General features: G+C 69.3%; 23 protein-coding genes. 9 read left to right on the top strand and 14 right to left on the bottom strand.

Annotation, left to right across the window (positions count from 1 at the left end):
* Window positions 1-12: 12 nt before the first annotated feature.
* A complete protein-coding gene (locus tag SVTN_RS00810) occupies window positions 13-885 on the bottom strand; it encodes an alpha/beta fold hydrolase (RefSeq protein WP_052498819.1) in 873 nt (290 codons plus the stop codon).
* A 155-nt stretch (window positions 886-1,040) separates the two neighbouring features.
* Here SVTN_RS00810 and SVTN_RS00805 point away from each other — a divergent pair, with 155 nt between their 5' ends.
* The gene (locus tag SVTN_RS00805; RefSeq protein ID WP_041127363.1) at window positions 1,041-1,652 is read left to right on the top strand and encodes a TetR/AcrR family transcriptional regulator; all 612 of its coding nucleotides are present in this window, start codon (window positions 1,041-1,043) and stop codon (window positions 1,650-1,652) included.
* Window positions 1,653-1,691: 39 nt separating this feature from the next.
* The gene (locus SVTN_RS00800) at window positions 1,692-2,051 is read left to right on the top strand and encodes an NADPH-dependent FMN reductase (protein WP_052498818.1); all 360 of its coding nucleotides are present in this window, start codon (window positions 1,692-1,694) and stop codon (window positions 2,049-2,051) included.
* A 37-nt stretch (window positions 2,052-2,088) separates the two neighbouring features.
* On the opposite strand, the gene SVTN_RS00795 is transcribed toward SVTN_RS00800, so the two are convergent.
* Window positions 2,089-2,691 (bottom strand): TetR/AcrR family transcriptional regulator, encoded by a 603-nt coding sequence (locus SVTN_RS00795; protein WP_041127362.1) that lies wholly within the window; start codon window positions 2,689-2,691, stop codon window positions 2,089-2,091.
* Window positions 2,692-2,785: 94 nt separating this feature from the next.
* On the opposite strand from SVTN_RS00795, the gene SVTN_RS00790 reads away from it, so the two are divergent.
* Window positions 2,786-3,253 (top strand): nuclear transport factor 2 family protein, encoded by a 468-nt coding sequence (locus SVTN_RS00790; protein WP_052498817.1) that lies wholly within the window; start codon window positions 2,786-2,788, stop codon window positions 3,251-3,253.
* Window positions 3,254-3,301: 48 nt separating this feature from the next.
* On the top strand, window positions 3,302-4,540 hold the full coding sequence (locus SVTN_RS00785) for a low temperature requirement protein A (protein ID WP_063782230.1): 1,239 nt from the start codon (window positions 3,302-3,304) through the stop codon (window positions 4,538-4,540).
* 287 nt (window positions 4,541-4,827) lie between these two features.
* On the opposite strand, the gene SVTN_RS00780 is transcribed toward SVTN_RS00785, so the two are convergent.
* The 8 genes from SVTN_RS00780 to SVTN_RS00745 form a co-directional block, all read right to left on the bottom strand.
* Window positions 4,828-6,342, bottom strand: a complete 1,515-nt coding sequence (locus tag SVTN_RS00780; RefSeq protein ID WP_041127361.1) for a GMC family oxidoreductase — start codon at window positions 6,340-6,342, stop codon at window positions 4,828-4,830.
* A 63-nt stretch (window positions 6,343-6,405) separates the two neighbouring features.
* Window positions 6,406-7,317: an alpha/beta hydrolase gene (locus SVTN_RS00775; protein WP_041127360.1), complete on the bottom strand. Its 912-nt coding sequence runs from the start codon at window positions 7,315-7,317 to the stop codon at window positions 6,406-6,408.
* Window positions 7,314-7,625 (bottom strand): hypothetical protein, encoded by a 312-nt coding sequence (locus SVTN_RS00770; protein ID WP_052498816.1) that lies wholly within the window; start codon window positions 7,623-7,625, stop codon window positions 7,314-7,316. Before SVTN_RS00770 ends, SVTN_RS00775 begins: the two co-directional genes overlap by 4 nt.
* A 62-nt stretch (window positions 7,626-7,687) precedes the next feature.
* Complete coding sequence (locus SVTN_RS00765; RefSeq protein WP_245727407.1) at window positions 7,688-10,384, bottom strand: winged helix-turn-helix domain-containing protein; 2,697 nt, start codon at window positions 10,382-10,384, stop codon at window positions 7,688-7,690.
* A 113-nt stretch (window positions 10,385-10,497) separates the two neighbouring features.
* Complete coding sequence (locus SVTN_RS00760; RefSeq protein WP_041127359.1) at window positions 10,498-10,866, bottom strand: nuclear transport factor 2 family protein; 369 nt, start codon at window positions 10,864-10,866, stop codon at window positions 10,498-10,500.
* A gap of 55 nt (window positions 10,867-10,921) precedes the next feature.
* Window positions 10,922-11,497 carry an NADPH-dependent FMN reductase gene (locus SVTN_RS00755; RefSeq protein WP_041127358.1) on the bottom strand — a complete coding sequence of 192 codons (576 nt, stop codon included), beginning with the start codon at window positions 11,495-11,497 and terminating at the stop codon, window positions 10,922-10,924.
* A 130-nt stretch (window positions 11,498-11,627) separates the two neighbouring features.
* Entirely contained in the window at window positions 11,628-12,095 is a 468-nt protein-coding gene (locus tag SVTN_RS00750; protein WP_041127357.1) for an ester cyclase, read from the bottom strand.
* A gap of 135 nt (window positions 12,096-12,230) precedes the next feature.
* Complete coding sequence (locus SVTN_RS00745) at window positions 12,231-12,791, bottom strand: TetR/AcrR family transcriptional regulator (RefSeq protein ID WP_041133363.1); 561 nt, start codon at window positions 12,789-12,791, stop codon at window positions 12,231-12,233.
* 181 nt (window positions 12,792-12,972) lie between these two features.
* Here SVTN_RS00745 and SVTN_RS00740 point away from each other — a divergent pair, with 181 nt between their 5' ends.
* Window positions 12,973-13,200, top strand: coding sequence for an ester cyclase (locus tag SVTN_RS00740; RefSeq protein ID WP_245727406.1), 228 nt, complete (start codon window positions 12,973-12,975; stop codon window positions 13,198-13,200).
* A 187-nt stretch (window positions 13,201-13,387) separates the two neighbouring features.
* Here the strand turns inward: SVTN_RS00740 and SVTN_RS00735 are convergent, their stop codons facing one another.
* The 3 genes from SVTN_RS00735 to SVTN_RS00725 all read right to left on the bottom strand — a co-directional run bounded on the left by SVTN_RS00735 (window position 13,388) and on the right by SVTN_RS00725 (window position 16,746).
* A complete protein-coding gene (locus tag SVTN_RS00735) occupies window positions 13,388-14,380 on the bottom strand; it encodes an RNA polymerase sigma factor (protein WP_041127356.1) in 993 nt (330 codons plus the stop codon).
* A 438-nt stretch (window positions 14,381-14,818) separates the two neighbouring features.
* Window positions 14,819-15,520 carry an alpha/beta fold hydrolase gene (locus SVTN_RS00730; RefSeq protein WP_041127355.1) on the bottom strand — a complete coding sequence of 234 codons (702 nt, stop codon included), beginning with the start codon at window positions 15,518-15,520 and terminating at the stop codon, window positions 14,819-14,821.
* A gap of 281 nt (window positions 15,521-15,801) precedes the next feature.
* Window positions 15,802-16,746 carry an AraC family transcriptional regulator gene (locus SVTN_RS00725; RefSeq protein WP_041127354.1) on the bottom strand — a complete coding sequence of 315 codons (945 nt, stop codon included), beginning with the start codon at window positions 16,744-16,746 and terminating at the stop codon, window positions 15,802-15,804.
* Window positions 16,747-16,858: 112 nt separating this feature from the next.
* Between SVTN_RS00725 and SVTN_RS00720 the strand changes: the two genes are divergently transcribed.
* The 3 genes from SVTN_RS00720 (at window position 16,859) to SVTN_RS00710 (ending at window position 19,115) form a co-directional block, all read left to right on the top strand.
* Entirely contained in the window at window positions 16,859-17,713 is an 855-nt protein-coding gene (locus tag SVTN_RS00720; protein WP_041127353.1) for an NmrA family NAD(P)-binding protein, read from the top strand.
* A 2-nt stretch (window positions 17,714-17,715) separates the two neighbouring features.
* The gene (locus SVTN_RS00715) at window positions 17,716-18,168 is read left to right on the top strand and encodes a nuclear transport factor 2 family protein (RefSeq protein WP_052498815.1); all 453 of its coding nucleotides are present in this window, start codon (window positions 17,716-17,718) and stop codon (window positions 18,166-18,168) included.
* A gap of 614 nt (window positions 18,169-18,782) precedes the next feature.
* A complete protein-coding gene (locus SVTN_RS00710) occupies window positions 18,783-19,115 on the top strand; it encodes a DUF5655 domain-containing protein (protein ID WP_052498814.1) in 333 nt (110 codons plus the stop codon).
* Window positions 19,116-19,352: 237 nt separating this feature from the next.
* On the opposite strand, the gene SVTN_RS00705 is transcribed toward SVTN_RS00710, so the two are convergent.
* Window positions 19,353-20,024, bottom strand: coding sequence for a zinc metalloprotease (locus SVTN_RS00705; RefSeq protein WP_041127352.1), 672 nt, complete (start codon window positions 20,022-20,024; stop codon window positions 19,353-19,355).
* A gap of 285 nt (window positions 20,025-20,309) precedes the next feature.
* Here SVTN_RS00705 and SVTN_RS00700 point away from each other — a divergent pair, with 285 nt between their 5' ends.
* A complete protein-coding gene (locus SVTN_RS00700) occupies window positions 20,310-21,077 on the top strand; it encodes a hypothetical protein (protein WP_052498813.1) in 768 nt (255 codons plus the stop codon).
* Window positions 21,078-21,129 lie beyond the last annotated feature (52 nt).

Genomic DNA, 21,129 nt, shown 5'->3' with positions numbered 1-21,129 from the left:
ACTGACACGTGGTCAGGCGATGGGTGTGGTTGTCGGGGTGGTGTGCCGGCGGTCGAGGAATTCCGCGACGTCGTGCGCGAACTCTTCGTGGTGCTGGAAGAGGAAGCCGTGGGCCGCGTCCGGGTAGATCTTGATCTCCGCACCGGGGATGAGCCCGGCCAGAAGGTGGGAGTAACGCGGGAGGATCATCGGGTCGCTGTCGCCGTTGGCGACGAACACCGGCGCCTGGATGGCCGTCACCCGCTCCAGGAGCGAGAAGGTGGGGACGCCCCAGGCGGAGACGGCGTCGTACTGCGCCTGGCGGGTCTGCCAGGTCGTGGGCGCGTCCAGCTCCGCCCGGGAGAACATCCGCCCCATGGCCTTCTCGCCCGCCGACCGGCTCTCCGGCGAACGGGTGTAGAAGACGTCGAGCACGGATGCGGGTACGACCTCCGGCTCGCCCACGGCGTCGATGACCCCTTTCGTCCAGCCGTGCATGCCGGGTGCGCCCTGCGGCGCCGCCGAGGCGAGTACGACGCGCCGTGCGAGCGCGGGCCGGATCAGCGCGATCTCCTGGGCCACGAAGGAGCCCAGGGAGAAGCCGAGGATGTCGACCCTGGCCAGCTCCAGGGCTTCGGTGAAGGAGATGGCGTCCAGGGCCATCTGCGCGATCGTGCCGGGCGTCGTGCCGCTGGAGCCGCCGACGCCGGTGTTGTCGAAGGCGATGACGCGCCGGCTGCGGGCGAGGGCGTCGACCAGCGCGGGATCCCAGTAGTCGAGGTTGCCCCGGAAATGCATGAGCAGGACGAGCGGCACACCGCCCTCGCCGACCTCGCGGAACGCGTACTCGATGCCGTTGGAGGCAGACACCGTCTTGATGGGCGCCTGCGCGTAGGAGTGTGTCATAGCGGTGTCCCTTCAGGGCCGGCCCCGCCAGAGCCGCGATCGATACTCGGGCGCCAGGTGTCGCGAGCGCCATCGAAGGTATATCGATCGCTTTACTTGACACCCAAGCTACGCCGCTTCCCGGCAGATGTAAAGCGTTCGCTATACTTCTGGACATGGGGGCATCGACATCGATCACCGGGGTGGCCCGCGGCGGGCGTGGCGCGCGTGAGCGGATCCTGAGGGCTGCCGAGGAGCTGTTCTATACGCGCGGCATCCATGCCACCGGCGTGGCGGCCCTCATGAAGGCTGCACGCGTCTCGCCTCGGACCTTCTACGTGCATTTTCCGACCAAGAACGCGCTGGTGGAGGAGTATCTCCGTCGGTTCGAGCGGGATAAGTCGATCGCCTCTGAAGCAGAGCTGGAGCGCGGCGACTTGACTCCGGCGCAGAGACTGCTGGCGATCTTCACCCCCGGCGAGGGCGACCCGCCGACGCTCATCCGCGGATGCCCCTTCCATAACGCCGTCATCGAGGGCGCCGGAGAACTCACGGAGGTCGCCCTCCTCGCGCAGCGACACAAGCAGGCTTTCCGCGATCGCCTGGTGGCCACGGCCGCAGAGGCCGGAGCAGCCGATCCGGAGTCCCTCGGCAGGCAGCTCGCCGTGATCTTCGAAGGCGCGAATGCGCTGGCGGCTTCCTGCAATGACGCGCAGGCGTTCCTGGATGCCCGGCAAGCCGCCAAGACGCTCTTGGACGTCGCTCTGAGCGCTGCGCCCGGCGGGTGAACCGCAGCGGGCCCGGAGCCCGAAGCGCGCCGCCGCGCCATGCAGCAGACCTTTCTTGCGTGGACCACCAAGATCGGCGAGTTCGACGGCTACGTCTTCGTCACGCCGGAGTACAACCACTCGGCGCCCGGCGTGCTGAACAACGCCATCGACTTCGCCTACGCGGAGTGCGATACCCAGGCCGCCGCTTTCGTCTCCTACGGGACCGTCGGCGGGGTCCGAGCCGTCGAGCACCTGCGCACCATCGCGAGCGCGCTCCAGCTCGCCCACGTCGAGCAGCAGCTGTGCTTCTCTCTGCTCACCGACTTCGAGCGGCTCTCCCTGTTCAACCCGGCGCACACCACGACGGCGCGGCCACCAGGCTGTTCGAGCAGGTGGAGGCATGGTCGGAGGCCATGAGGACGCTGCGCTCCTGAGCCGACCCGTCTCTGGCCCGTCAGGCGGTCCCCGGCGAGCGGGTGGCGTCGAGCTGGGCCCACCAGGCGGGGGCACACGCCACTGCGGCGTCGACCAGGTCCTCCTTTGTGACGGACGGGTCGGCAACCCATGCCGTGATCGCGCCGGCGAAGCCGTGGGCCAGGAACTCTGCGACTACCTGGTGCTTGACGCCGGGGAGGTCGGGGCCCGCGGCGCGTGACAGGAAGGAGACGGCGTAGTCGCTGAAGTGGCGCACCAGCGCGTCGTAGACGCCCCGGTCCGCCGGATCGACGAGGGCATGGCGGTAGACGTCGCCGAAGCGCTCGACGTGATCGGCGACCTCCGCGGTGGCCAGGCGCAGCAGCTCCGGGCCCGGAGCGCCTTCGGCGCGACGCCGGTCCTCCAGGCGGTGGCCGGTCTCCAGGTCCGCGTAGAGCGCCTCGACAAGCGGATCGAGCGGGGTGCTGTAGCGGTTGTAGAACGTCGCCCGGGTGACACCTGCGCGTTCGGCCAGCTCGGCGACGGTGATCCGGGAGACGGGTCGCTGCGAGGCGAGCTCGACGACGGCCTGTCGCAGGGCGCTGGTGGTCCGGGTGACGCGCGGATCGGTTCCCTTGGTCATCGTGCTGCCTTCCCGGGACGTCCCCCGTCCGGTTGCGGTGGCCACCGGCCGGTGTTTTTATACAGATGTCAAATAGTTTCACGAGGGAGTCGACATGGCCTCCCACACCTCGATCTCACCCCAGGAAGCCGCCGACCGGCTGGCCATCCGTGAGCTGATCGACGCCTATGCGCACTGCGCCGACCGGCGCGATGCCAAGGGACAGATGGCGCTGTTCACCGAGGACACCCGCTTCCTGGTCTACATGGACGCGACTGCGGCCGAGCCGACCCAGGATCTGCACGGACGCGAGGCCCTCGCCCCGGTCTTCGAGCATCTGAACACGTACCGTGCCACCACCCACTTCAATGGCCAGAGCACCCTCTCTCTGGCCGGCGACCGGGCGACCGGCGAGAGCTACTGCCTGGCCCACCACATCTCGTCCGGCGACGACGCACAGCGCACCATCATGATCGCGTCCATCCGCTATCTCGACGAATTCGTCAAGCAGGATGACGCGTGGTACTTCGCCGAACGCCGTCTGATGGTCGACTGGACCGAGACCCGCCCCAGCACGCCCTGAACCTGCGACGTGATCGAGGAGCGGCCGCCGGTGGGGAGTTGACAGCGGATGAAGGATGAAGACGCCCCCGCCGCAGCCGGGAAACCCACGTTCTGGAGGCGGTTGCGGCACCAGCTGTGGCAGCCGCCGCGCCCCCATGGCGAGCAGCCGCGCGAACGCGCCGTGGGCCCGCTCGAGCTCTTCTACGACTTGGTCGTGGTCGCCCTGGTAGCCCAGGCCGCCCACCACCTTGCCGAGCACCTCACCTGGCGCGGTATCGGCGAGTACAGCGCCGTTTTCGTGCTCGTGTGGATCGCCTGGCTCAATGGAAGCCTCCATCATGAACTGCACGGGCACGAGGACGTCCGAGCCCGAGTCACCTTCCTGCTGCAGATCCTGGTGATGGTCCCGCTGGGTGCGTTCATCCCGGGGGCGGGCGGCGCCGAGGGCGCCGCGTTCGCCGTCGCGGCGGGGGTGCTGTTCGCGGTGCTGGCGTTGCTGTGGCTGCTGGCCTCCCTGCGCGACCGGCCCGAGTACCGCCGCTCCAGCAGGCTCTACGTCATCGGGACAGCTGTGTGCGCCGCGGTTCTCATCGTGAGCGCTGTACTCCCGGCCGCCGCGCGGGTCTGGACCTGGGGGGTGCTGGCTGCCGCCTATCTGGCATGCTTCGCAGCCGTGGTGTTGAAAGCCGCACCGGTCGCGCTCGCTGCGCTCAGCGTCACCCATGCACTGATCGAACGGTTCGGCCTGCTCATCATCATCGTCCTCGGTGAGACAGTGACTGGCGTCGTGAGCGGCCTCGCAGCCGAGCCGGTCGACGCCCTCACCCTGACCGTGGGACTGATTGCCGTCGTGGTCGGATTCGGCGCCTGGTGGACCTACTTCGACTTCGCCGGACATCGCGAGCCCCGGCGGACACCCGCGGCCACAGTCCAGTGGATGCTCACCCATCTGCCACTCACGGCCGCGGTCGCCGCCATGGGCGCGGCCATGGTCAGCCTCGTCGAGCACGCCCACGACCCCAGCACCGCCCCCGCCACGGCCTGGGTACTGTGCGGCGGTGCGGCCGTTGTGCTCATCAGTACAGTGCTCGTCTCCGCCACCCTCCAGGCATGGCGTACCAGACAGGGCCTCTACCGTCCGCTGTCACGAACCTGCGCGGCGGCTGCCCTCGCATGCCTCGCGCTCGGCGCTGCCCGCCCCGCGCCGCCGGTGCTCGCCCTCATCCTTGTCTTGATCTTCGGAATCCCTTGGGGGCTCGCCGTTGCCTACCGCCTGCGCCACGAGGAGACGGTTGCCCAGGAGTAGGCCAGGTCCGCTGGACAGATGAGGGAGGCTGGCGCGGGATCATGCGTCATGAAGGCAGCCGGCTCGGCGGGGCATCGGGCGCGGCGTCCCGGGTGCTCAGGGGCCCTCGCCACGTCGGGCAACGCACGGGGTGAGGTAGTCGCCCTGGGGGAGGGAGGTGAATGCGAGTTCTTCGGCACCAAGCACTACCTTGCGGAATCCTCGCACTCCATCAAGTCGCCGGCGAAGCCGCGCGTCCGCATTCTGAAGTGTCAGCGGCTCACCTTCCGAGTGTGGTTGCGGGGAGGTCAGTTGGCGTAGAAGCGCTGGTAGATGCGTTCTGCCAGCATCATGACGGTGACGTTGGTGGTGGCTGAGGGGACTTCGGGGATGATGGACGCGTCGGCGACCCGCAGTGCGCTGACGCCCTTGACGGCGCCGCCGGAATCGACCACGGCCCACGGGTCGGCGTGGCCGCCCATGGGTGCGGTGGAGGTGGGGTGGCCGTAGACGGCCGGGTTGGCGGCGATGATCCGGGCCAGTTCGGCGTCGTCGGTGACCGTGTCGCCAGGGGTGAGTTCTGCGGCGACGTACGGTGCGAAGAGCGGGTTACGGGCGATGGCGCGGCCCAGTTTGACTGCTTCCAGCATGCGCCGGGCGTCGCGGTCGGTGCCGAGGTAGTTGGCGTCGATGAGCGGGGCGAGGGCGGGGTCCCGGCCGGCCAGCTTCAGCGTTCCCGTCGACTCGGGACGGGTGAGGGCGGCCAGCAGGACGATCGCTCCTCCGGTGGGACTGAGCGATCCGTCCATCAGGTGGGTGGCGCTGACGTGGAGGTCCAGTTCGCCACCGACGGCCTCACTGGAGGCTGTCCACAGCAGGGAGCCGACGGCGGGGGCCGATTCCAGGTGGCCGGGGGCCAGAGCGTAGGCGTTGTAGTAGCCCGGCTGGTCCTGGAGGCGCTGTCCGACGGGCAGGTCGGCGACGACCGGGATGCCCAGCGCGGTCAGGTCGGCGGAGGGGCCGATGCCGGACCGCAGCAGGATGGCCGGGCTGCCGTAGGCCCCGGCGCACAGGATCACCTCACGGCTCCGGTACACCGTGCCGTCCGCGGCGAGTACGCCGGTGGCGGTCGTGCCGTCGAAGAGTACGCGGTCGATGTTCACGTCGCCGCGGATGGTGAGGTTGGGCCGCCGGCGCACGTCGGCGGTCAGGTAGACCAGGGCCGTGTGCTGCCGGACTCCGTCGACCACGTTCAACGGGTAGCCGTCGGTCCCGTTCTGCTCGACGCCGTTGAAGTCGTGCACTCGTTTGAACCCGTGCGCGACAGATGCCTCGACGAAGCCTCGCAGGGAGGGCGTCAGTTCCTCGTCGGTGCGCTGCCGGATCGGCAGGGGGCCTGTGCGTCCGTGGTAGGCGTCGTCGCCGGTAGGGGTGTTCTCCAGAAGTCTGAACGCCGGGAGCACGTCGTCGTAGGACCATCCCTCGACCCCGTGCTCGCCCCATGCGGCGAAGTCCACGGGCCGGGCTCGCAGGGCCACGCCGGCGTTGACCGCGGAGCTGCCGCCGATCACCTTGCCCCGCGGTGTCGGAAGCTCGGGCTGCTCGGCGCTGCCGTACGAGGTGTAGCCCCAGTCGTGGTCCGGGTCGGCGACCCTGCCGGCGTCCAACAGAGCGGGCGGGTAGGCGTCGGGCGCGTAGACGCGGCCGGCCTCCAGCAGCAGGACGGCTCGCGCGGAATCCTGGCTCAAGCGGGCCGCGAGGACCGCACCGGCCGAACCTCCGCCCACGACGATCACGTCGGCGGTCTCGGGCACATGCGACATGCCGGTCTCCTTGTGTCGCGGGCGGTCGAGTCCGGCCGCCCTGAGGCGCTTGGTGGTCTCCCGCTACCCGGTGAGCAGGTCCGCATCGGTCAGGTGGGCGGACAGGAACTGGCCGGCCCGGTTCAGCGCGGTGTCTGCTTCGTCGAGGAGCGGGCGGAAGGTCTGGAAGACGTGCGGCACCCCGGCGGTGATGTCCAGGGTGACGTCCACGTCCGCTGTGGCCGCCTGGCGGGCGAGGCGTACGGCGTCGTCGAGGAGGACTTCGTGGGAGCCGACCTGGATGAGCAGGGGCGGCAGCCCGGACAGGACCGCGAAGACGGGACTGATCAGGCCAAGGGCGGGATCCTCGCCTGCCGTGTAGTCCGTGACCCGGGGCTGGAGGAGTTCCCGGCTGAGCGTTGCGTCGACTTCCCGTTTGGTCTCGATGGTCGCCCCGGCCAGGGTGAGGTCGGCATACGGTGACATCGCGTAGGCCGCGGCGGGCAGGGGCAACCCCTGGTCGCGGGCGTTGACCAGGGTGGCGACCGAGAGCCCGCCGCCCGCCGACTCTCCTGCGAAGACCACGTCGGAAGGGGCGGTGCCGCGGCGCAGGAGGGCTTCGTAGGCCGACAGGGCATCGTCCACGGCCGCCGGAAACGGGTGCTCGGGTGCGAGCCGGTAGTCGACGGAGAAGACCTTGGCCCCGGCCCGTCGGCCGACCTCCGAGGCCAGGCCGGCGGCGCTGAACGCGTCCCCCAGTACGTAGACACCGCCGTGGAAGTACAGAACCACGTGCCGCGATGCGATTCCCTCGACCGTGATCTCGACGGTCGGGACGCCGCCCAGCTCCGTCGTGGTCACGACCACGTCCGAGGCCAGAGGCTGTGCCGACGCCAACGCATGCAGGAGCCTCCGCTGCTCGGCGACATCGCTGTCCGAGGGAATGGCCGACTGGCGCAGGATCGCGTCAAGCTGTCGTCGCTGCTCGGCAGTCATGAAGGGTCTCCCATCGGTTGAGGGCGGTCCGGCAGCACGTGGTACCGGCCCTGCCCGGACCCGTCCGCCGGCTCCTGACGGAACAGTGGCCGGACCCTGTGCACGTCGAGGAGTTCGAGGCCGAGGGCCTCGCATTGGAAGAGGACGCCGTAGAGCGCCGCAGCGTCCGGCACCGGGCCGGTGAGCACGGTCTCGGCGCCCCGCCGCTCGGAGACGAACTCGGGGACGAACGCCGGGAACGCCGTCAGCAGGGTGGGACCGAGGTGGCCGCGCACCCGGAGCTGGTACAGGACGGGGTCGTCACCCATGCGTTCATCGTCGTCACGCACCGGGTGAGAGGTCATCACCGGAATCCGGTGGTCCTGGGCAGTCACTGCCGACCGCTCGACAGCAACCCGAGCTCGCGGCCCCGCCGTACGGCCGAGGACCGGTCTCCGGCACCGAGTTTGGAGTAGATCCGGCGGACGTGGGTGCTGACGGTGTTGATCGAGACCGACAGCTCTCCGGCGATCTCGGGCCGGGTGAGATTCGTCGGCAGGTAACGAAGGACTCGAAGCTCGCTGGGGCTGAGTTCCTCGGCCGGCCCCCGGCGCGGTCGGGCGGTCCTGGCCCGGGCGCTGCCGCGGGTGGCGTCGAGGATGTCGGAGACGAGGGCGGCGTGCGAGGTCTTCGCCTGCGGCAGGGCCTCCAGCAGTTCCCATGCGCCGGTCATCGCGAACGGCAGGACAAGCCGGTCCGGCTCGGCCAGATCCAGCGCGTGTTCGACGGCCGCGTACGCCGCCGGGTCGTCGTTCAGATCGCGGCAGGCAAGTGCTTCCAGGAGATGGGCCTCGATCCGGGTGAGGTGCGAGATGACGGGGGCGGTGCCGTCGAAGACGGTCCGGAGCTCTGCGCGGGCGCCAGCGGGGTCCCGCTCGGCGAGGCGGATCGACGCGGCTGCTGTGCGAATCTCACCGGCTGCGGCCTTCCGGCCGTCGAGGCCGCCCAGAGCAGTCCGTGCCCGGTCGACCATCCCGAGACGGGCCTGCACGGTCATCTTCCAGCCTGCCACCCGGGGCGACAGTCCATGCCGGCCGACCATGTGCGCCTGCACCTGCTCGGCTGCGGCCAGCTCGGCCAGCGCCTGGCGGTGCTGCCCGCGCGCTGCCAGAAGCAGCGCGGAGACCAGACGCACGAGCAGCCGGACACCGGGTTCCCCCTCGGCACTGGTGGCGTTCCGAGCCCGGTCCAGCCACCGTTCTGCGTCCTCGAACTCGCCCGTGCAGATCAGCGTCCAGGCGAGCGCGGCTTGCGCGGGGGCGATCACCGGCTCGGCGTCCCAGCCGTACCGCGCGGCCAGCGCCACGGCCTCCTCACACCGCTGCCGAACCAGGGCGAAGGAGCGGAAGCCGGAGGCGAAGCCCAGGTGGGCCGTGCAGGCGACCTCAAGATAGGGCCGGCCGATGTCGCGGGCGAGCGCGGCACCCTCCTGGAGGTGCCGCTCGCTGTCGGCGAGCCGCAGCGACCACGCCTCGGCAACGCCCAGATCGAGCAGCGCGAGGGCCCGGAGGTCGCCGGAGAGCGCGACCTCGGCGTGGGACCGGCCGCAGGCCGACGAGGGCAACGCCCCGGACCGCTCGAACACGGCGTCGAAGTCCCCCTGCAGCCGGGCCAGCAGCAGCTCCAGCGACGCGACGGCCGTCCGCAGCCGGTGCCGCCGCTCGGGCGGTGCCGACGCGGCGTACGACCTGGCGATCTCCAGGTGTGCCTGGGCCTCCCCGAGGCGGCTCTGGCTGAGGTCGGCGATCCCGTGCACCAGGGCCAGCTCCGGCGACTCTTCACCGGTACGCGTGGGGAAAGCGCTCAGCAGCGCCGCCACGGTTGCCGCCTGCCCGTCGAGAGTGAGGCTGACGGCGTGGTCGGCGAGCAGACAGGCCGCCCCGGACCAGTCGCCCGCAGCCTGGAGATGCCGCACGGCTTCCGCGGTCTGGCCGTGTTCGGCGAACCAGTCCCCGGCGAGCCGGTGCAGTTTCGGTACGTCCTGAGGCGACGTGCGGCGCAGTTCCAGTCTGAGCAGGTCGCCGAACAGGCGGTGACAGCGGAACCAGGTGCGTCCGGGATCGAGGGACACCACGAACGCGTTGGCGTCCTCCAGGTCCAGCAGGATCCGTTCCGACCCGGTTGCACCGGTGAGCAGATCGGCCAGTTCGCCGTTCACCCGGTCCAGCAGGGAGGTGCGCAGCAGCAGCCGCTGCACGTCGGCCGGCTGCCGTTCCAGCATCTCGGCCATGAGGTAATCGGCGACCGTACGGTGACTCCCCGAGAACTCGGCGACGAAGCGCTCGGGGTCCGGGTGCCCGGCGAGTGAGAGCACGGCGAGCCGCAGCCCGGCCGCCCAGCCCTCGGTCCGCTGATGCAGCATGCCGGCCACGTGGTCGGGCAGCGCGATCCCGGCGGCGACCAGCAGCTCGCGGGTCTCGTCCTCGGTGAAACGCAGCGCCGCGGCGCGGATCTCGGCCAGCTCCCCGGCCAGCCGCAGCTTGTGCAGGCGCAGAGGCGGGTCGCGGCGGGTGGCCACGATCGCGTGGACGCTCGGCGGGAGGCTTGTCAGCAGGTCCGCGAGCTGCTCGGTGGCATCGTCGGCGGTCAGTTCGTGCAGGTCGTCGATGACGAGGAAGAAGGGCCCGCGCGACACCGCGAGCTCGGACCGCACCTCTTCCACCAGGGCGCCGGGGCTGAAACCGGGCGTCACAGCCTGTGGTTCGCCGTCGGCGCCGGACGTGGCGCGAACCGCGTCCAGAAGCGCGAGCCAGAACAGCTGCGCCTCGTTCTGGCCCGGCCGTACGGACAGGAAGGCAATACGGCGGTCTGGAGGACCGGTGCGGTCGGCCCACGCACGCAGCAGGGACGTCTTGCCGCTGCCGGCAGGCGCCGAGATCAGCGTCACCTGCTTCTCGGCCGCACGGTCCAGGGCGAAGACCAGGTCGCGGCGGTCGATGAGCCGATGCCGCCCCCGGCCCGGAGCACGGCATTGGTCCAGGGCGTCCAGTGGACCGGACAAGGACAACGCGCCGAGGTCATCAGGCACGTGGCCGGCGTAGCCGACCGGCAGCCGTGGATCGTGGCGTCGACCTGTCGCTGTTCGGACAGGCGGACGCGGCCGCTGCTTCGGCCTCCGCAGAAGATCCTTGCCGTCCTGGATCACGGCTGCGGGGCCTCCGTCACGATGGTGTAGAGCTCGACGATGACGCCGTTGTCAGTGCGAGCGATGTCCATGCCGGTTACCACCGGAGGCCGGCCGACCGGGCCGAACTCGAAACCGAGGTGGCCGATGTCGTCGAGGCCCGACGCGGGGCCTGCGGGTCGGAAGGCCCAGTCCGGGGTCTCGGCAAGCAACTCCGCGGCGCGGCGCACGAACTCCGTGCGCCCGTGGTTGACGCGGTCCGGTTCGTGCCACACCACGTCTTCGGCGTAGTTCTCGGCGATGACCGCGGCCCGGCGGACCGGATCGGGTTCGTTGAACACCTCGAGGAGGTTGACTCGCATCAGGTCGGCGGGGGATCTGGTCATGGTGGCTCCCTGCTCCCTGCTCCCTGCTCCCTGGCTCCGATCGCGGGCGGGCCGCTCAGGCCACGGCGGCTGGGGTCGTCCGCAGGGGTGCGAGTGCCGTGGTCCAGGCGACGACCTGGTCGAGCATGGTGTTGAGCGCGCCCAGGTTGTAGTCGCCGGGCTTGAACAGGGTGAAGTTCTCGAATTCGGTGATCATGGAGAGCACGACCTGCTGGCGAACGTCCGCCATCTGGAGTTCGGCGGCGACCAGGCGCAGGTGTTCGGCGGACCGTGTGCCGCCTGTGGCGCCGTAGGAGACCAGGCCGAGGGCCTTGTTGTTCCACTCGGCGTACAGGAAGTCCAGGGCGTTCTTCAGGACGCCGGGGATGCCGTGGTTGTACTCGGGGGTGACGATGACGAATCCGTCGTACGAGGCGATGGTCTCGGCCCAGCGGCGGGTGTGCTCGTTCTGGTACTGACCGAACGAGGGCGGCATCGGCTCGTCGAGGTGGGGGAGTGGATGGTCGCGCAGGTCGAGCAGATCGAAGCGCGCGTCGGTGCGGCGCGAGGCGTGCTCGAGGACCCAGCGCGCCACCTGGTCGCCGACGCGGTTGGGTCGGGTGCTGCCGAGAATGATCCCGATGGTGAGCATGGTTGGTCTGCCTTCTTGTGGTCCTTGGTTTCAGGGCCGCCTGCTCTCTGCCTGAGGCGCGTTGCCCAGAAGGTCGGCCATGGGGAGGGCGCGTCGTCCGGCAGCGTGTAGCGGGCCCGGAGCTGTTCGGTCAGCTCGGCACGACGGCCGACTCGTTGACGGCGGAGGCGAAGTCCGGCTGCACGCCGAGCTGGGCGAGCATCACACTCACGCCGACGTAGCAGTTGAATTCCTTGATCTTGCCGTCCTCGACGTACCAGAAGTCGGCGGTCGGGACGTCGAGCCTGGCGCCGGTCGGCTGTATGACGCCGGCGGGGGTCTCGAAGGGCCCGGTGAACGTGCCCTGGATCGACAGCTCGACGGCGACGACGTCGCCCATGACGTGGAACCTGTGGAGCTCGCGGTGCAGGTCGGGGGCCAGCCGGCCCATGAAGACGACCAGGTCGCCCAGGTGGTCACCGCGGTAGCTCTCGCCGGCGACGACGTTGTTGAACACGCCGTCCGCCGCGAAGAGGTCCTTGAAGCCCTGGACGTCCAGGACGCTGCCCTCGGCCGCGTGGTACGCCGCGCGGACCACGGCCTCCGCATCGGTGCTCATGGTGTCTCCCGCCTGAGAGAATCCAATCAAACCCTTGATTGAAATGTTTCTCCCGGGTGGGCGGATTGTCAAGCGATCGATTGAATTCTTCGGAAAGGTCGGGCCAGGTGGGGTACGAGTGGCGGCCTCGGACGCCTACGGGACTCCCCGGAACGCGCCGGCTACCACGGCGATGATCCTCCGCTCGACGAGCTCGGCGGGCTGGGCGGCCAGCTCGGACCCGATGGGTGACAGGGCGAGCCAGTTCAGCATCCCGGCCGCGCTGCGGGTGCGGAAGAGGAGCTCCTGCTCGTCGACCTCGGGAAGGTTCGTCGCCAGCACCCGCAGCGCCTGCCGTCGGGCCGCTTCGAACTTCCCGTACAGCCGCTCCCATCCCTCGGGCGGGTCGATCCCCATCCGCGCGACGGTCCGCATCACGGCCAGATCCCGCCCCCCGGCACCGAGTGCGTGCATCATCGGCCGTGCGAACGCCTCGGCCAGCTCGCTCAGCGTCGCGTTCGCCGCCAGAGCGTCGAGCTCCCGGATCTGCGCGTCCAGGTAACGCTCCAGGGCGTGCTCGATGGCCACATCGCACAGCGACTTCAGGGAACCGAAGTGGTAGCTCACCGCGGAGACGTTGGCTCCGGCGCTCTGGGTGATCTCCCGAAGGGTCACGCCTTCCTGCCCGCGCCGGGAGAGCAGTTCGAGGGCAGCCATCAACAGGTCGTCCCGCGTTCGCTGGCCGGCCTCGCGGCGAAGGTCCGTCTTCTCTGGCCTCACCCTTGAACTCAAGCGACTGCTTGACTTCCTTGTCAAGCAGTCGCTTGAGGAGTGCGGTGATCCCGCCGTCCCGGCCGGACCTCCAAAGCCGCCTTGCCCTTGCTGCGACGCACAGGGAATGAAGGACGCCTTCCCCGACCTCAAGATCAACGTCCGGGACCTCTTCGGCGTCGGTGACAAGGTGACCGTGCTGGTCGACTTCGAGGGAACGCACCAGGGCGCGTTCCAGCAGATCGAGGCCACGGGCCGGCAGGTCGGCTTCGGAAGCATCGAGGTCTACCGCTTCCAGGGCGACCGGATCGCCGAGGAGCGGGTCGCCCCCGACATCATCGGCCTCATGCAGTAGATCTCGCCCGCCCCTGCCGGTCACTGACCCGCCCGGGCCACCCGCCGCGTGTCTTACGCCCTGCCCCTTCGGGGCAGGCGGCTCCCGCGCCCGGGGCAAGGAGTCGGGACCCGTCGGTAGCCGCGGCGACGGTCCAGGGACGCGGTGATCGACTCCACCGACCGCAGGGAAACGGCCTCGGGAGCACTCACCAATCCGGCCAGGACAGTTCCGATGGCTCGGCACCTCCTGCCGTCGGAACTGCACGCGGAGGCCGGGGGAAGACGACCCTGAGCTTCTGGACGCGTCCGTCGTGGCGGAACATGAGCCACGTGAGGGACGGCGGGCAGACATGGGTGGCACCCTCGTGGGTCACGTCCATCTCCCAGATGTCGATGTCCTGGCCGGCCACCACATGGCGCAGGTGTTGCCGTACACCGCCCTCCAGATAGTGGCGCATGACCGGGATGGGGTGGACATGTTCTCCCGGCCGGCCGAGCCGTCCGACCATTTCGGCCTCCATCGGCCACAGCTCGGAGATCTCAAAGGGCAGGCCACCGGCTTCCCACGCCTCCAGCGTAGCCACGGCTTCCTTTCGACTGCTCTCCGTGAGCATGGCGGCGTCGTCGTGGGCTTGGGCGGCGGTCGACATCAGGACCTCTGCGAGCTTTCCCCGGGCCTGATGGAGACGGCTGCGTACGGTCCCCACTGGCACCTCGCACGCGTCCGCGATCTCCTGGTAGGAGCTGATCCCGCTGAAGTGCCGCAGCATGAGCACCAGCCGGAGCTGCGGCGGAAGTCCCTCCAGCGCCGCACCGATCCAGTCGCGCATCGCATGCCGCTCGATCAGTTGCTCAGGGTTCGACTGCTCTTCGGCGTGGAGGTTCGAGCTTTCGAGCCCCTCCAGACCGGGTGTCTCACGCCGGGCGGAGCGCAGCAACATACGGGCGTTGTTCCGCACGATCGCCCGCATCCATGCCCCGACCGCTGCCGGGTCGCGTACATCACCGATCCGGCGCAGCGCGGTCAGCGCTGCATCCTGGACTGCGTCCTCCGCGTCGGGACCGTGGCCGAGCAGGCTCAGCGCCACCGCGCGCATCGGCGCCTGATGGCGTGCCAGCAGCAGCCCGAGGGCGCCGGTCTCACCCGCCTGGGCTCTTCGGGTCAGTTCCTCGTCAGTGGGCGAGCTCATGATCGCCATGCCTGAACGCCTCCGTGGCCGGACGCAGATGATCGAGGCCCGGCGCGGGACCGGGAACGACGGCCCTCGCGCACGAGGCGGGCTCCATAGAGTAAAGCCCACCGCGGCAGGCCCGGCGGGGCTGCCAGTGGAAATACGCCGGTTGAGAGCTGTAAACGACACAGCACGTGGATGGCACGGTCGTCTGTCTGACCCGACCTACGCAAGAAGCTGCAGGGGCGGGTAGGCGCGTCGGACTAATCCATTTGGCGGGTGGCCGGGCGTACTCCGCTCGGTGTCGCCCCTCGACGAGGCCGTGGGGGTACTGCGCGGTGACTTCTGCGAGAGATGCCGACGCTCAGCCTCGGAGTGACCGCGTGCCGGGTTCCACTGTGGGCGATGGCGCCCGCAGTGGGCCACGGCCTCGCGTGATGACCGCGGGCCCACTGCGGACGGATTTCAGGAAGCAGCCGCCGACGCGGCCTTCCTGATGAGCGCGGCCACCTCGGCGGGCTTGGAGACGTAGACAGCGTGGCTACCGCCGGTCTCGGTGACCGTTGCGCCGGCCCGCTCGGCCATGAACCGCTGGGCGGGCGGCGGGATCATCCGGTCGTCCGTGGCCACCAGGTAGAAGCTCGGCTTGGTCCGCCAGGCCGGACTGGTGACCGTGCCGGCCAGCGCCTCGACTCCCCACGGCACCTGGGAGTCAGCCAGGAACCGGGCCTCGTCGGCGGGCAGGTCGCCGGCGAAGGAGTCGGCGAACTTCTCCCGGTCCAGGAAGAGGAACCCGTCGGCCGGCGGCAGGATCGGGGGAACGGGGGCGCCGGGCGGCGGATCGGCGATGAGCGTGTTCACCGACTCGCCCTTGTCCGGCGCGAACGCCGCGACGTACACGAGCGAGCGCACCTTCTCGTGATTGCCGGCCTCGGAGATCACCGCGCCTCCGTACGAGTGGCCGACCAGGACGGTCGGGCCCTCCTGCCCGTCGAGGATCAGCCTGGTCGCGGCGACGTCGCCGTCGAGCGAGAAAGTGGGGTTCTGCACGACGCTCACGTTGAAGCCGTCCGTTCGCAGAGCGTCGTATACCCCCTTCCAGCCCGATCCGTCGACGAACCCGCCATGAACGAGGACGACATTCCGCGCCTGCTGGCTACTGCTCACGACACGCTCCTTCTTCGGCCGGTCGTCGTAGGACCCGTTGCCCGCCGGCCAGGTGTGGATGTACGGAACTGGCGACCCGTCAAGGAGGCCGCAGGAGGTATGTCTTCCCGGGCTGTCCGTTGACTGGCATCAACCGGATGCATGAAAAGGCGCGAAGTTCGAACCCGTGAGTGTGATGTGCACCACATTCGCGTGGTGTTGGTCGTGCAGCTCCTCGGCCCAACGGCCCGCAGATCATGGCGTGGCGGCCGAGGCATGCAGCGGGGAGGAGCTTCTGGGCGTCAGTGGAGGTGGGGGCCTCCTGGCTGGGGCTCCCTGTCACGCATGGACTCTCGCTCACGCCAAGCACCGGGTGGTTCGCCGTGATGGCGGCGGAAGGCGGCTGCGAAGGCGTAGGGCGAGCTGTAGCCGACGCTCCGCGCGATGCCCGCCATACCGAGTTCGCCCGTGCGCAGCTGTTCGCGTGCGAGGGCCATGCGCCAGTCGGTCAGGTACTGCATGGGGGTCTGGCCGAGCGCCTCGTGGAAGGTACGTGCGAAGGCGGCCCGGGACAGACCGCTGACCGCTGCGAGTTCAGGGACGGACCAGGGGCGGCCTGCGTCCTCGTGCATGGCCTGGAGCACGGCGCTCAGGCGGGGGTCGGCGGAGGCGCGGTACCAGCGGGGGGCGTTCGGGCTGCGGCGGAAGTCGCTGCGGATGGCGAGGACCAGGAGGACGTCGAGGAGTCGGTCGAGCACGGTGGGCTGGCCCGGTTCGGGGTGGGCGAGCTCGTGGGAGAGCAGGGAGATCACGTCCCTCAGCGGATCACCGACGGCTGCTTGCAGGGTCAGGACCTGCGGCAGGGCGTTGAGCAGCCCGTTGCCGATGTCGCCGGAGAACCGGTACGCGCCGCAGAGGAACACGGTCGCTCCGGGGTTGTCCGACTCCCCGTCGGTGGCGTGCCGGGCCCGAAACTCGTCTGGTTCGAGGCAATCGGTGCCGGGCTCGTGGCCGATGTAGTGGTCGATGCCGCCGCGTACGAGGGTCACCTCCCCGGGCACGAGCTCCACCGCGCGCCCCGGGTCGTCGGCGTCAAACCACAGCCATCCCCGTCCCCGGACGACGGTGTGCAAGGACAGCTGGATCGTGCCGGCCAGTCGCAAACCCCACGGGGGCTCGGCGACCGTACGGGCGAACACCGCGCCGCCGGCGCGAGCCCGCGCGAGGTGATCACGCAGTAGGTCCATACGACCAGTATCAGCAGGGCGATCGCCGTGGGCAACAATCAGAGCGTTTGACGTAAAAGAACAAGCGAATCACGCATTGATCCGCTCCTATGGCATCTCTCACGATGAAGCCATGACCGAATCACCGCAGACCACGCTTGTTCTCGGCGGCACCGGCCGCACCGGCTCGCTCCTGGCCGAGAGGCTCATCGAGCGGGGCCGGAACGCCCGCACCGCGGCCCGTCACGGAGCTGCCGTACCGTTCGACTGGGACAACCCGGCCACCCACGCCGACGCCCTGGCCGGCGTCGACAGCCTCTACCTTGTCACGCCCGTCATGCGGGTCGCGTACGCCGATCAGGTCGCGGCCTTCCTCGACCTCGCCGAGGCCGCCGGGGTTCGCCACGTCACCTACCTGAGCACCTACGGCGCCGACCACGTGCCGCCGCAGATCGACATCAAGGCCGTCGAAGCCGATCTGGCCGCCCGAACGACCATCACCCACTCCGTCGTGCGCCCGGCCTGGGTGATGCAGAACTTCGCCGACGCCCACCTGCCCGTCATCAACGGTGCGATCACGGTCCCCACCGGCAGCGGCACGGAAGCCTTCGTGGACGCGGCCGACATCGCTGCCGTCGCGGCCGAGACGCTGCTCGCCCCCGAGGTACACGACGGGGCCGTGTACGCGCCCACCGGCCCGCAGGCACTCACGGTCGGTGAAGTCGCCGACATCATCACCGCCGTGACCGGACAGTCCGTCACACACCAGGACCTCGACCCCGAGGCGTGGATCGACGGCGCCGTCGCGGCCGGAATCGTGCCCGCCGACTACGCAGTGATGCTCCGGTGGCTGACCGGCACCATCATCACAGGACACGGCTCCACGCCGAACGACGACATCGAGAAGGTGACAGGCCAGAAGGCGACCACGTTCCGCGAGTTCGCGCAGCGCAACGCCCACGCCTGGATGGCAACGGCGGAGGTGTGACCATGTCCATCGAGAACGTCATCGAGAACCTCGAGGATTTCGCGGCCCTGGACCCGTTCTTCGGGATCATCCAGGAGGGCCTCGCGGGCCTGGTCGACGGGGAGCACTTCTTCGATCTCCTGGCCGAGGACGTCGTGGTCGAGTACGTGGTCTCCGTCCCCGGCTACCCGCGTCGAGTCGAGGGACGGCGCGCCGTCGCCGACCTGTACCGCGGGTACGGCGACGCGATGGTCCTGGCCGGCGCGGACGAGCTGGCAGTGCACCACGACACCGGCAAGTCCGTGGTCGTCCTGGAGTACGCCGTGCACGGACGGGCGGTCCACACCGGACGCGCCTACGACAACCACTTCGTCTCCGTGATCACCATCAAGGACCGCCAGGTGACCCACTGGCGCGACTACCTCGACCCCATCGCCGTCTTCCAAGCCCTCGGCTGGCCGGCAGAGCCACGCTGACAGGGCGAACCACCGCCACCGAAGTACCCGGGCGCGCCCCGTCTCCTCCCCTGTTCACCCTGGGCCGGGGCTGGGTGGCGTTCGCGGGGCGGGCTGCGGGTGTGCGTCACGGGGGCGCACGTAGGGCCCATAGTGCCCGTAATGCACATTGATCTTGAGTCCCATTTGCGCCGCGCGGGTCGCTGACCTGCGGTTTTCTTTAACGTGTTTTCTGTTGACATGTTTGCGATGACCCACCATGTCGAGTGCGTGGCGATCCTTGAGCCTGCCGCTAAGGGCCGCTGACCTGCCGCTTTGTCGAGTGTGCGTTATGTGCGTGATATGCGTTACGGGCGATATCTTGACGCATATCTGATGCACGTGACGCACGCCTGACGCACGCCTGACGCACGTCTGACGTCCGAGCTGACCTACCGTCAGCAGCAGAGAGCCGCCCTCCCAGCCGGTACGACATCCGGCTGGGAGGGCGGCTTTCCGCTGCATGTGCCCCCAAGCAACTGCGCCTCTCGCTGCACCTGTGGTCGAGGGTGTTCAGGCACGCTCCTGATCGGCCTTGAGGCCGTGGCGACGGCTGGGGGGCGGTACAGGGCAGGCCGGAGCGGCGCACCGGACCGGTGCGTTCGGGGTGCGAGCGGATCGCAGCACTGGCGAAAGCGGCGGACGAGGTCCTGCTCGGTCTCGGCGACGGGATCACGAAGGTCCAGCGCAAGCAGTACAGCGCTTACCGCCGGCTACAGAACTTTGCGAGCCTCTGTCCGCCGCAGCGCACCAAGGTGCACGTGTATCTCTCGCTCGACCCGGCCGAGGTTGACCTCGTTCCTGACTTCACCGGGGACGTTACGGGCCTTGGGCATCACACAATGGGCGACATGGAGGTACGGCTGCGTACCGAACGGGACTTGGAGCGTGCACATGACCTGTTCCGTGCAAGCTACGCGGCGGCGTGATGGCGTCATAGACGCGTCCGCGCACAACTGCCTTTCAAGGCGCACTCGGCTTTTTTGTCGTGGGGCTGCCTTCGACGGGTGGGTAGGAAGTGGCGGTGGAATAGCCATCATCCGGAGAATCCCCAGTTAGGCTAACCGGAGATTTCCGGCTATCTTTCGCCGCGCACTTAAGCCTGGAACTCGGGAGGCCGGCGCTCGGCTGGGTGCTGTTCGTGTCCGCCCCGGACGCGGCTGGGTTCATCCGGGGGCCTTTTCTCCTTGAACAGCCGGAGTGGGCCGCTTGATCGGCGGGGCGTTGAGCAGCCCGCACGCGGCGGCTGCTTCGTCTCCCGATACGGGTCCGGCGATCACCATCTCGGCCACTTGCGCGACCGCTACGCGGTGGTCGGCCAGTAGCTCGTCGGCGATGGCCCAGTGCCGCCAGTAGTCCACCGGATTGAGCTCCTCGCCGGTGTTCTCGCGTACGGCGCGCTGGGCCCATGCCCAGTCGGCCGAGCCGCCGAGCTCGGCGAAGAACAGGCGCTCCGGGGTGACGAGACCACCCTCCCGCAGGACCCAGAAGTTCGCGGCCACGCCAGCCGCGAGGACGGTGAGCGCAGTCCGCTTCGTGTGCTCGAACACGATGCCGGTGTTGGCGCCCTCGACCTTCGTGGTCTTGCCGCAGGCGCGGTCCTCCTCGGTGAAGGTGAGGGAGATCTCCGCGACGTGGACGCCGAGGAGGAAGGCGGCGACGGCGTGGCCGGCCTCGTGGACCGCGACGACCGCGGTGCGGTCGCGAAGGTCGAGGTTCTCGCCATGGACGCCGCAGCAGGGGAGCTGCTGGGGCGGCGGGTTGAAGAAGGGGCCGAGTTCGCCCCAGAAGTAGGGCGGCTGGCCGAACGCGGGCGTGCCCGGAAGTATGGAGGTCACCGCCAAAAGGGTACGACGGAGCTACGCCATGGTCGGATCGGGCGACGAGAGGATAAGCGGAGCGTGCTCCTCCCTTTCTGGCGGATTGTCGCACGATGTTTCAGTCGGCCAAGCCGACGACTTCGCCCAGGACGCTGCCGGCATCACCGCCTTCTACGACCGCGCCCAGATCACCGCCACCGAGGCCACCGCCGCGCCGCCCGCCGTACCGCCGACCCGATTCTCCAAACCCGTGCCTGCGGGAGAGCCGGTAGCACCAGCCAGCCGAGCCGGGATAATCGCTCGATGGACATAGAGCGCAGCTACCAGTTCGCCCGCTGCTCGGCGGTCTTGGACAGAGACCACGAGGTCCCCGGGGGTGAGGCCATCTTCGATCAGGCCCTGAGCAACGGGCTCCTCGCCGTTGTGGCCGCCGAGTGGCCCGGCGAAGAGCGCGAGCCGAAGGGGCCACGGATGCGTTCCGCTGCCGCTCTCCTCGGCGTCATCAAGGAGAAGGCGGACGAGCAGCCTGACGGCACCTCCCTCATACCGGGAACCGATCCCGACTCGGACGGTGTCTGCGTCGACACGACGACCCTGCGCGACGGCGTTGACAAGACTCAGGCCGCCCGCCATGGCCGCGGATCGGGAAAGCTGGAGCGACGCCACGTCGATGCGCTCCTGGTCCTGGACGAGCATCGGGCGCTGAGGCGCATCGCCGAGGTGGTGAGCGACGGCCAATGGGTCAAGGCCGAGGTTCGCGATATCTACGAGCGGGACCGGGCGCAGAAGTACCTCGAATTTCTCGGCGACGAGGAAGCGGAGTTCCGCGCCGAGCGGGCTCCCGAGCTCGTCGAGTACCCCGACCCCAAGCACAATCCAGACCGGGAGGGTTGCGACCTCGAAGACTGCGGGGTGTGCGGGTACGAGAGCTTCAAGCTCGACTATCCGGCCGAGTTCGAGGGGACCGGCAGCGGCGCCTGCCTGGTCTGCTCCTACACCCGAACCCATAGCACCGCGTACTACCTCACGCTGAACGCGGAGATGAAGCGCGCCATGGAGAGGGACGACTAGGACTGTCCGGGCGATCTCTGAAGGCAGCGGCGCCCAGCATCCGTGAATCTCG

This window comes from Streptomyces vietnamensis, from assembly GCF_000830005.1.
Lineage (GTDB): Bacteria > Actinomycetota > Actinomycetes > Streptomycetales > Streptomycetaceae > Streptomyces > Streptomyces vietnamensis.
Note: the sequence above shows the minus strand (reverse complement) of the source record. Positions and strands in the feature narration are given on the sequence as shown.

Coding starts and splice junctions, on each gene's coding strand:
- SVTN_RS00720 (WP_041127353.1), top strand. CDS start 16,859: ATGACCGAATCACCGCAGACCACGCTTGTTCTCGGCGGCACCGGCCGC.
- SVTN_RS00745 (WP_041133363.1), bottom strand. CDS start 12,791: ATGGCTGCCCTCGAACTGCTCTCCCGGCGCGGGCAGGAAGGCGTGACC.
- SVTN_RS00790 (WP_052498817.1), top strand. CDS start 2,786: ATGGCCTCCCACACCTCGATCTCACCCCAGGAAGCCGCCGACCGGCTG.
- SVTN_RS00725 (WP_041127354.1), bottom strand. CDS start 16,746: ATGGACCTACTGCGTGATCACCTCGCGCGGGCTCGCGCCGGCGGCGCG.
- SVTN_RS00760 (WP_041127359.1), bottom strand. CDS start 10,866: ATGACCAGATCCCCCGCCGACCTGATGCGAGTCAACCTCCTCGAGGTG.
- SVTN_RS00715 (WP_052498815.1), top strand. CDS start 17,716: ATGTCCATCGAGAACGTCATCGAGAACCTCGAGGATTTCGCGGCCCTG.
- SVTN_RS00735 (WP_041127356.1), bottom strand. CDS start 14,380: ATGGCGATCATGAGCTCGCCCACTGACGAGGAACTGACCCGAAGAGCC.
- SVTN_RS00810 (WP_052498819.1), bottom strand. CDS start 885: ATGACACACTCCTACGCGCAGGCGCCCATCAAGACGGTGTCTGCCTCC.
- SVTN_RS00775 (WP_041127360.1), bottom strand. CDS start 7,317: ATGACTGCCGAGCAGCGACGACAGCTTGACGCGATCCTGCGCCAGTCG.
- SVTN_RS00740 (WP_245727406.1), top strand. CDS start 12,973: ATGAAGGACGCCTTCCCCGACCTCAAGATCAACGTCCGGGACCTCTTC.
- SVTN_RS00750 (WP_041127357.1), bottom strand. CDS start 12,095: ATGAGCACCGATGCGGAGGCCGTGGTCCGCGCGGCGTACCACGCGGCC.
- SVTN_RS00770 (WP_052498816.1), bottom strand. CDS start 7,625: ATGGGTGACGACCCCGTCCTGTACCAGCTCCGGGTGCGCGGCCACCTC.
- SVTN_RS00780 (WP_041127361.1), bottom strand. CDS start 6,342: ATGTCGCATGTGCCCGAGACCGCCGACGTGATCGTCGTGGGCGGAGGT.
- SVTN_RS00805 (WP_041127363.1), top strand. CDS start 1,041: ATGGGGGCATCGACATCGATCACCGGGGTGGCCCGCGGCGGGCGTGGC.
- SVTN_RS00800 (WP_052498818.1), top strand. CDS start 1,692: ATGCAGCAGACCTTTCTTGCGTGGACCACCAAGATCGGCGAGTTCGAC.
- SVTN_RS00785 (WP_063782230.1), top strand. CDS start 3,302: ATGAAGGATGAAGACGCCCCCGCCGCAGCCGGGAAACCCACGTTCTGG.
- SVTN_RS00755 (WP_041127358.1), bottom strand. CDS start 11,497: ATGCTCACCATCGGGATCATTCTCGGCAGCACCCGACCCAACCGCGTC.
- SVTN_RS00700 (WP_052498813.1), top strand. CDS start 20,310: ATGGACATAGAGCGCAGCTACCAGTTCGCCCGCTGCTCGGCGGTCTTG.
- SVTN_RS00795 (WP_041127362.1), bottom strand. CDS start 2,691: ATGACCAAGGGAACCGATCCGCGCGTCACCCGGACCACCAGCGCCCTG.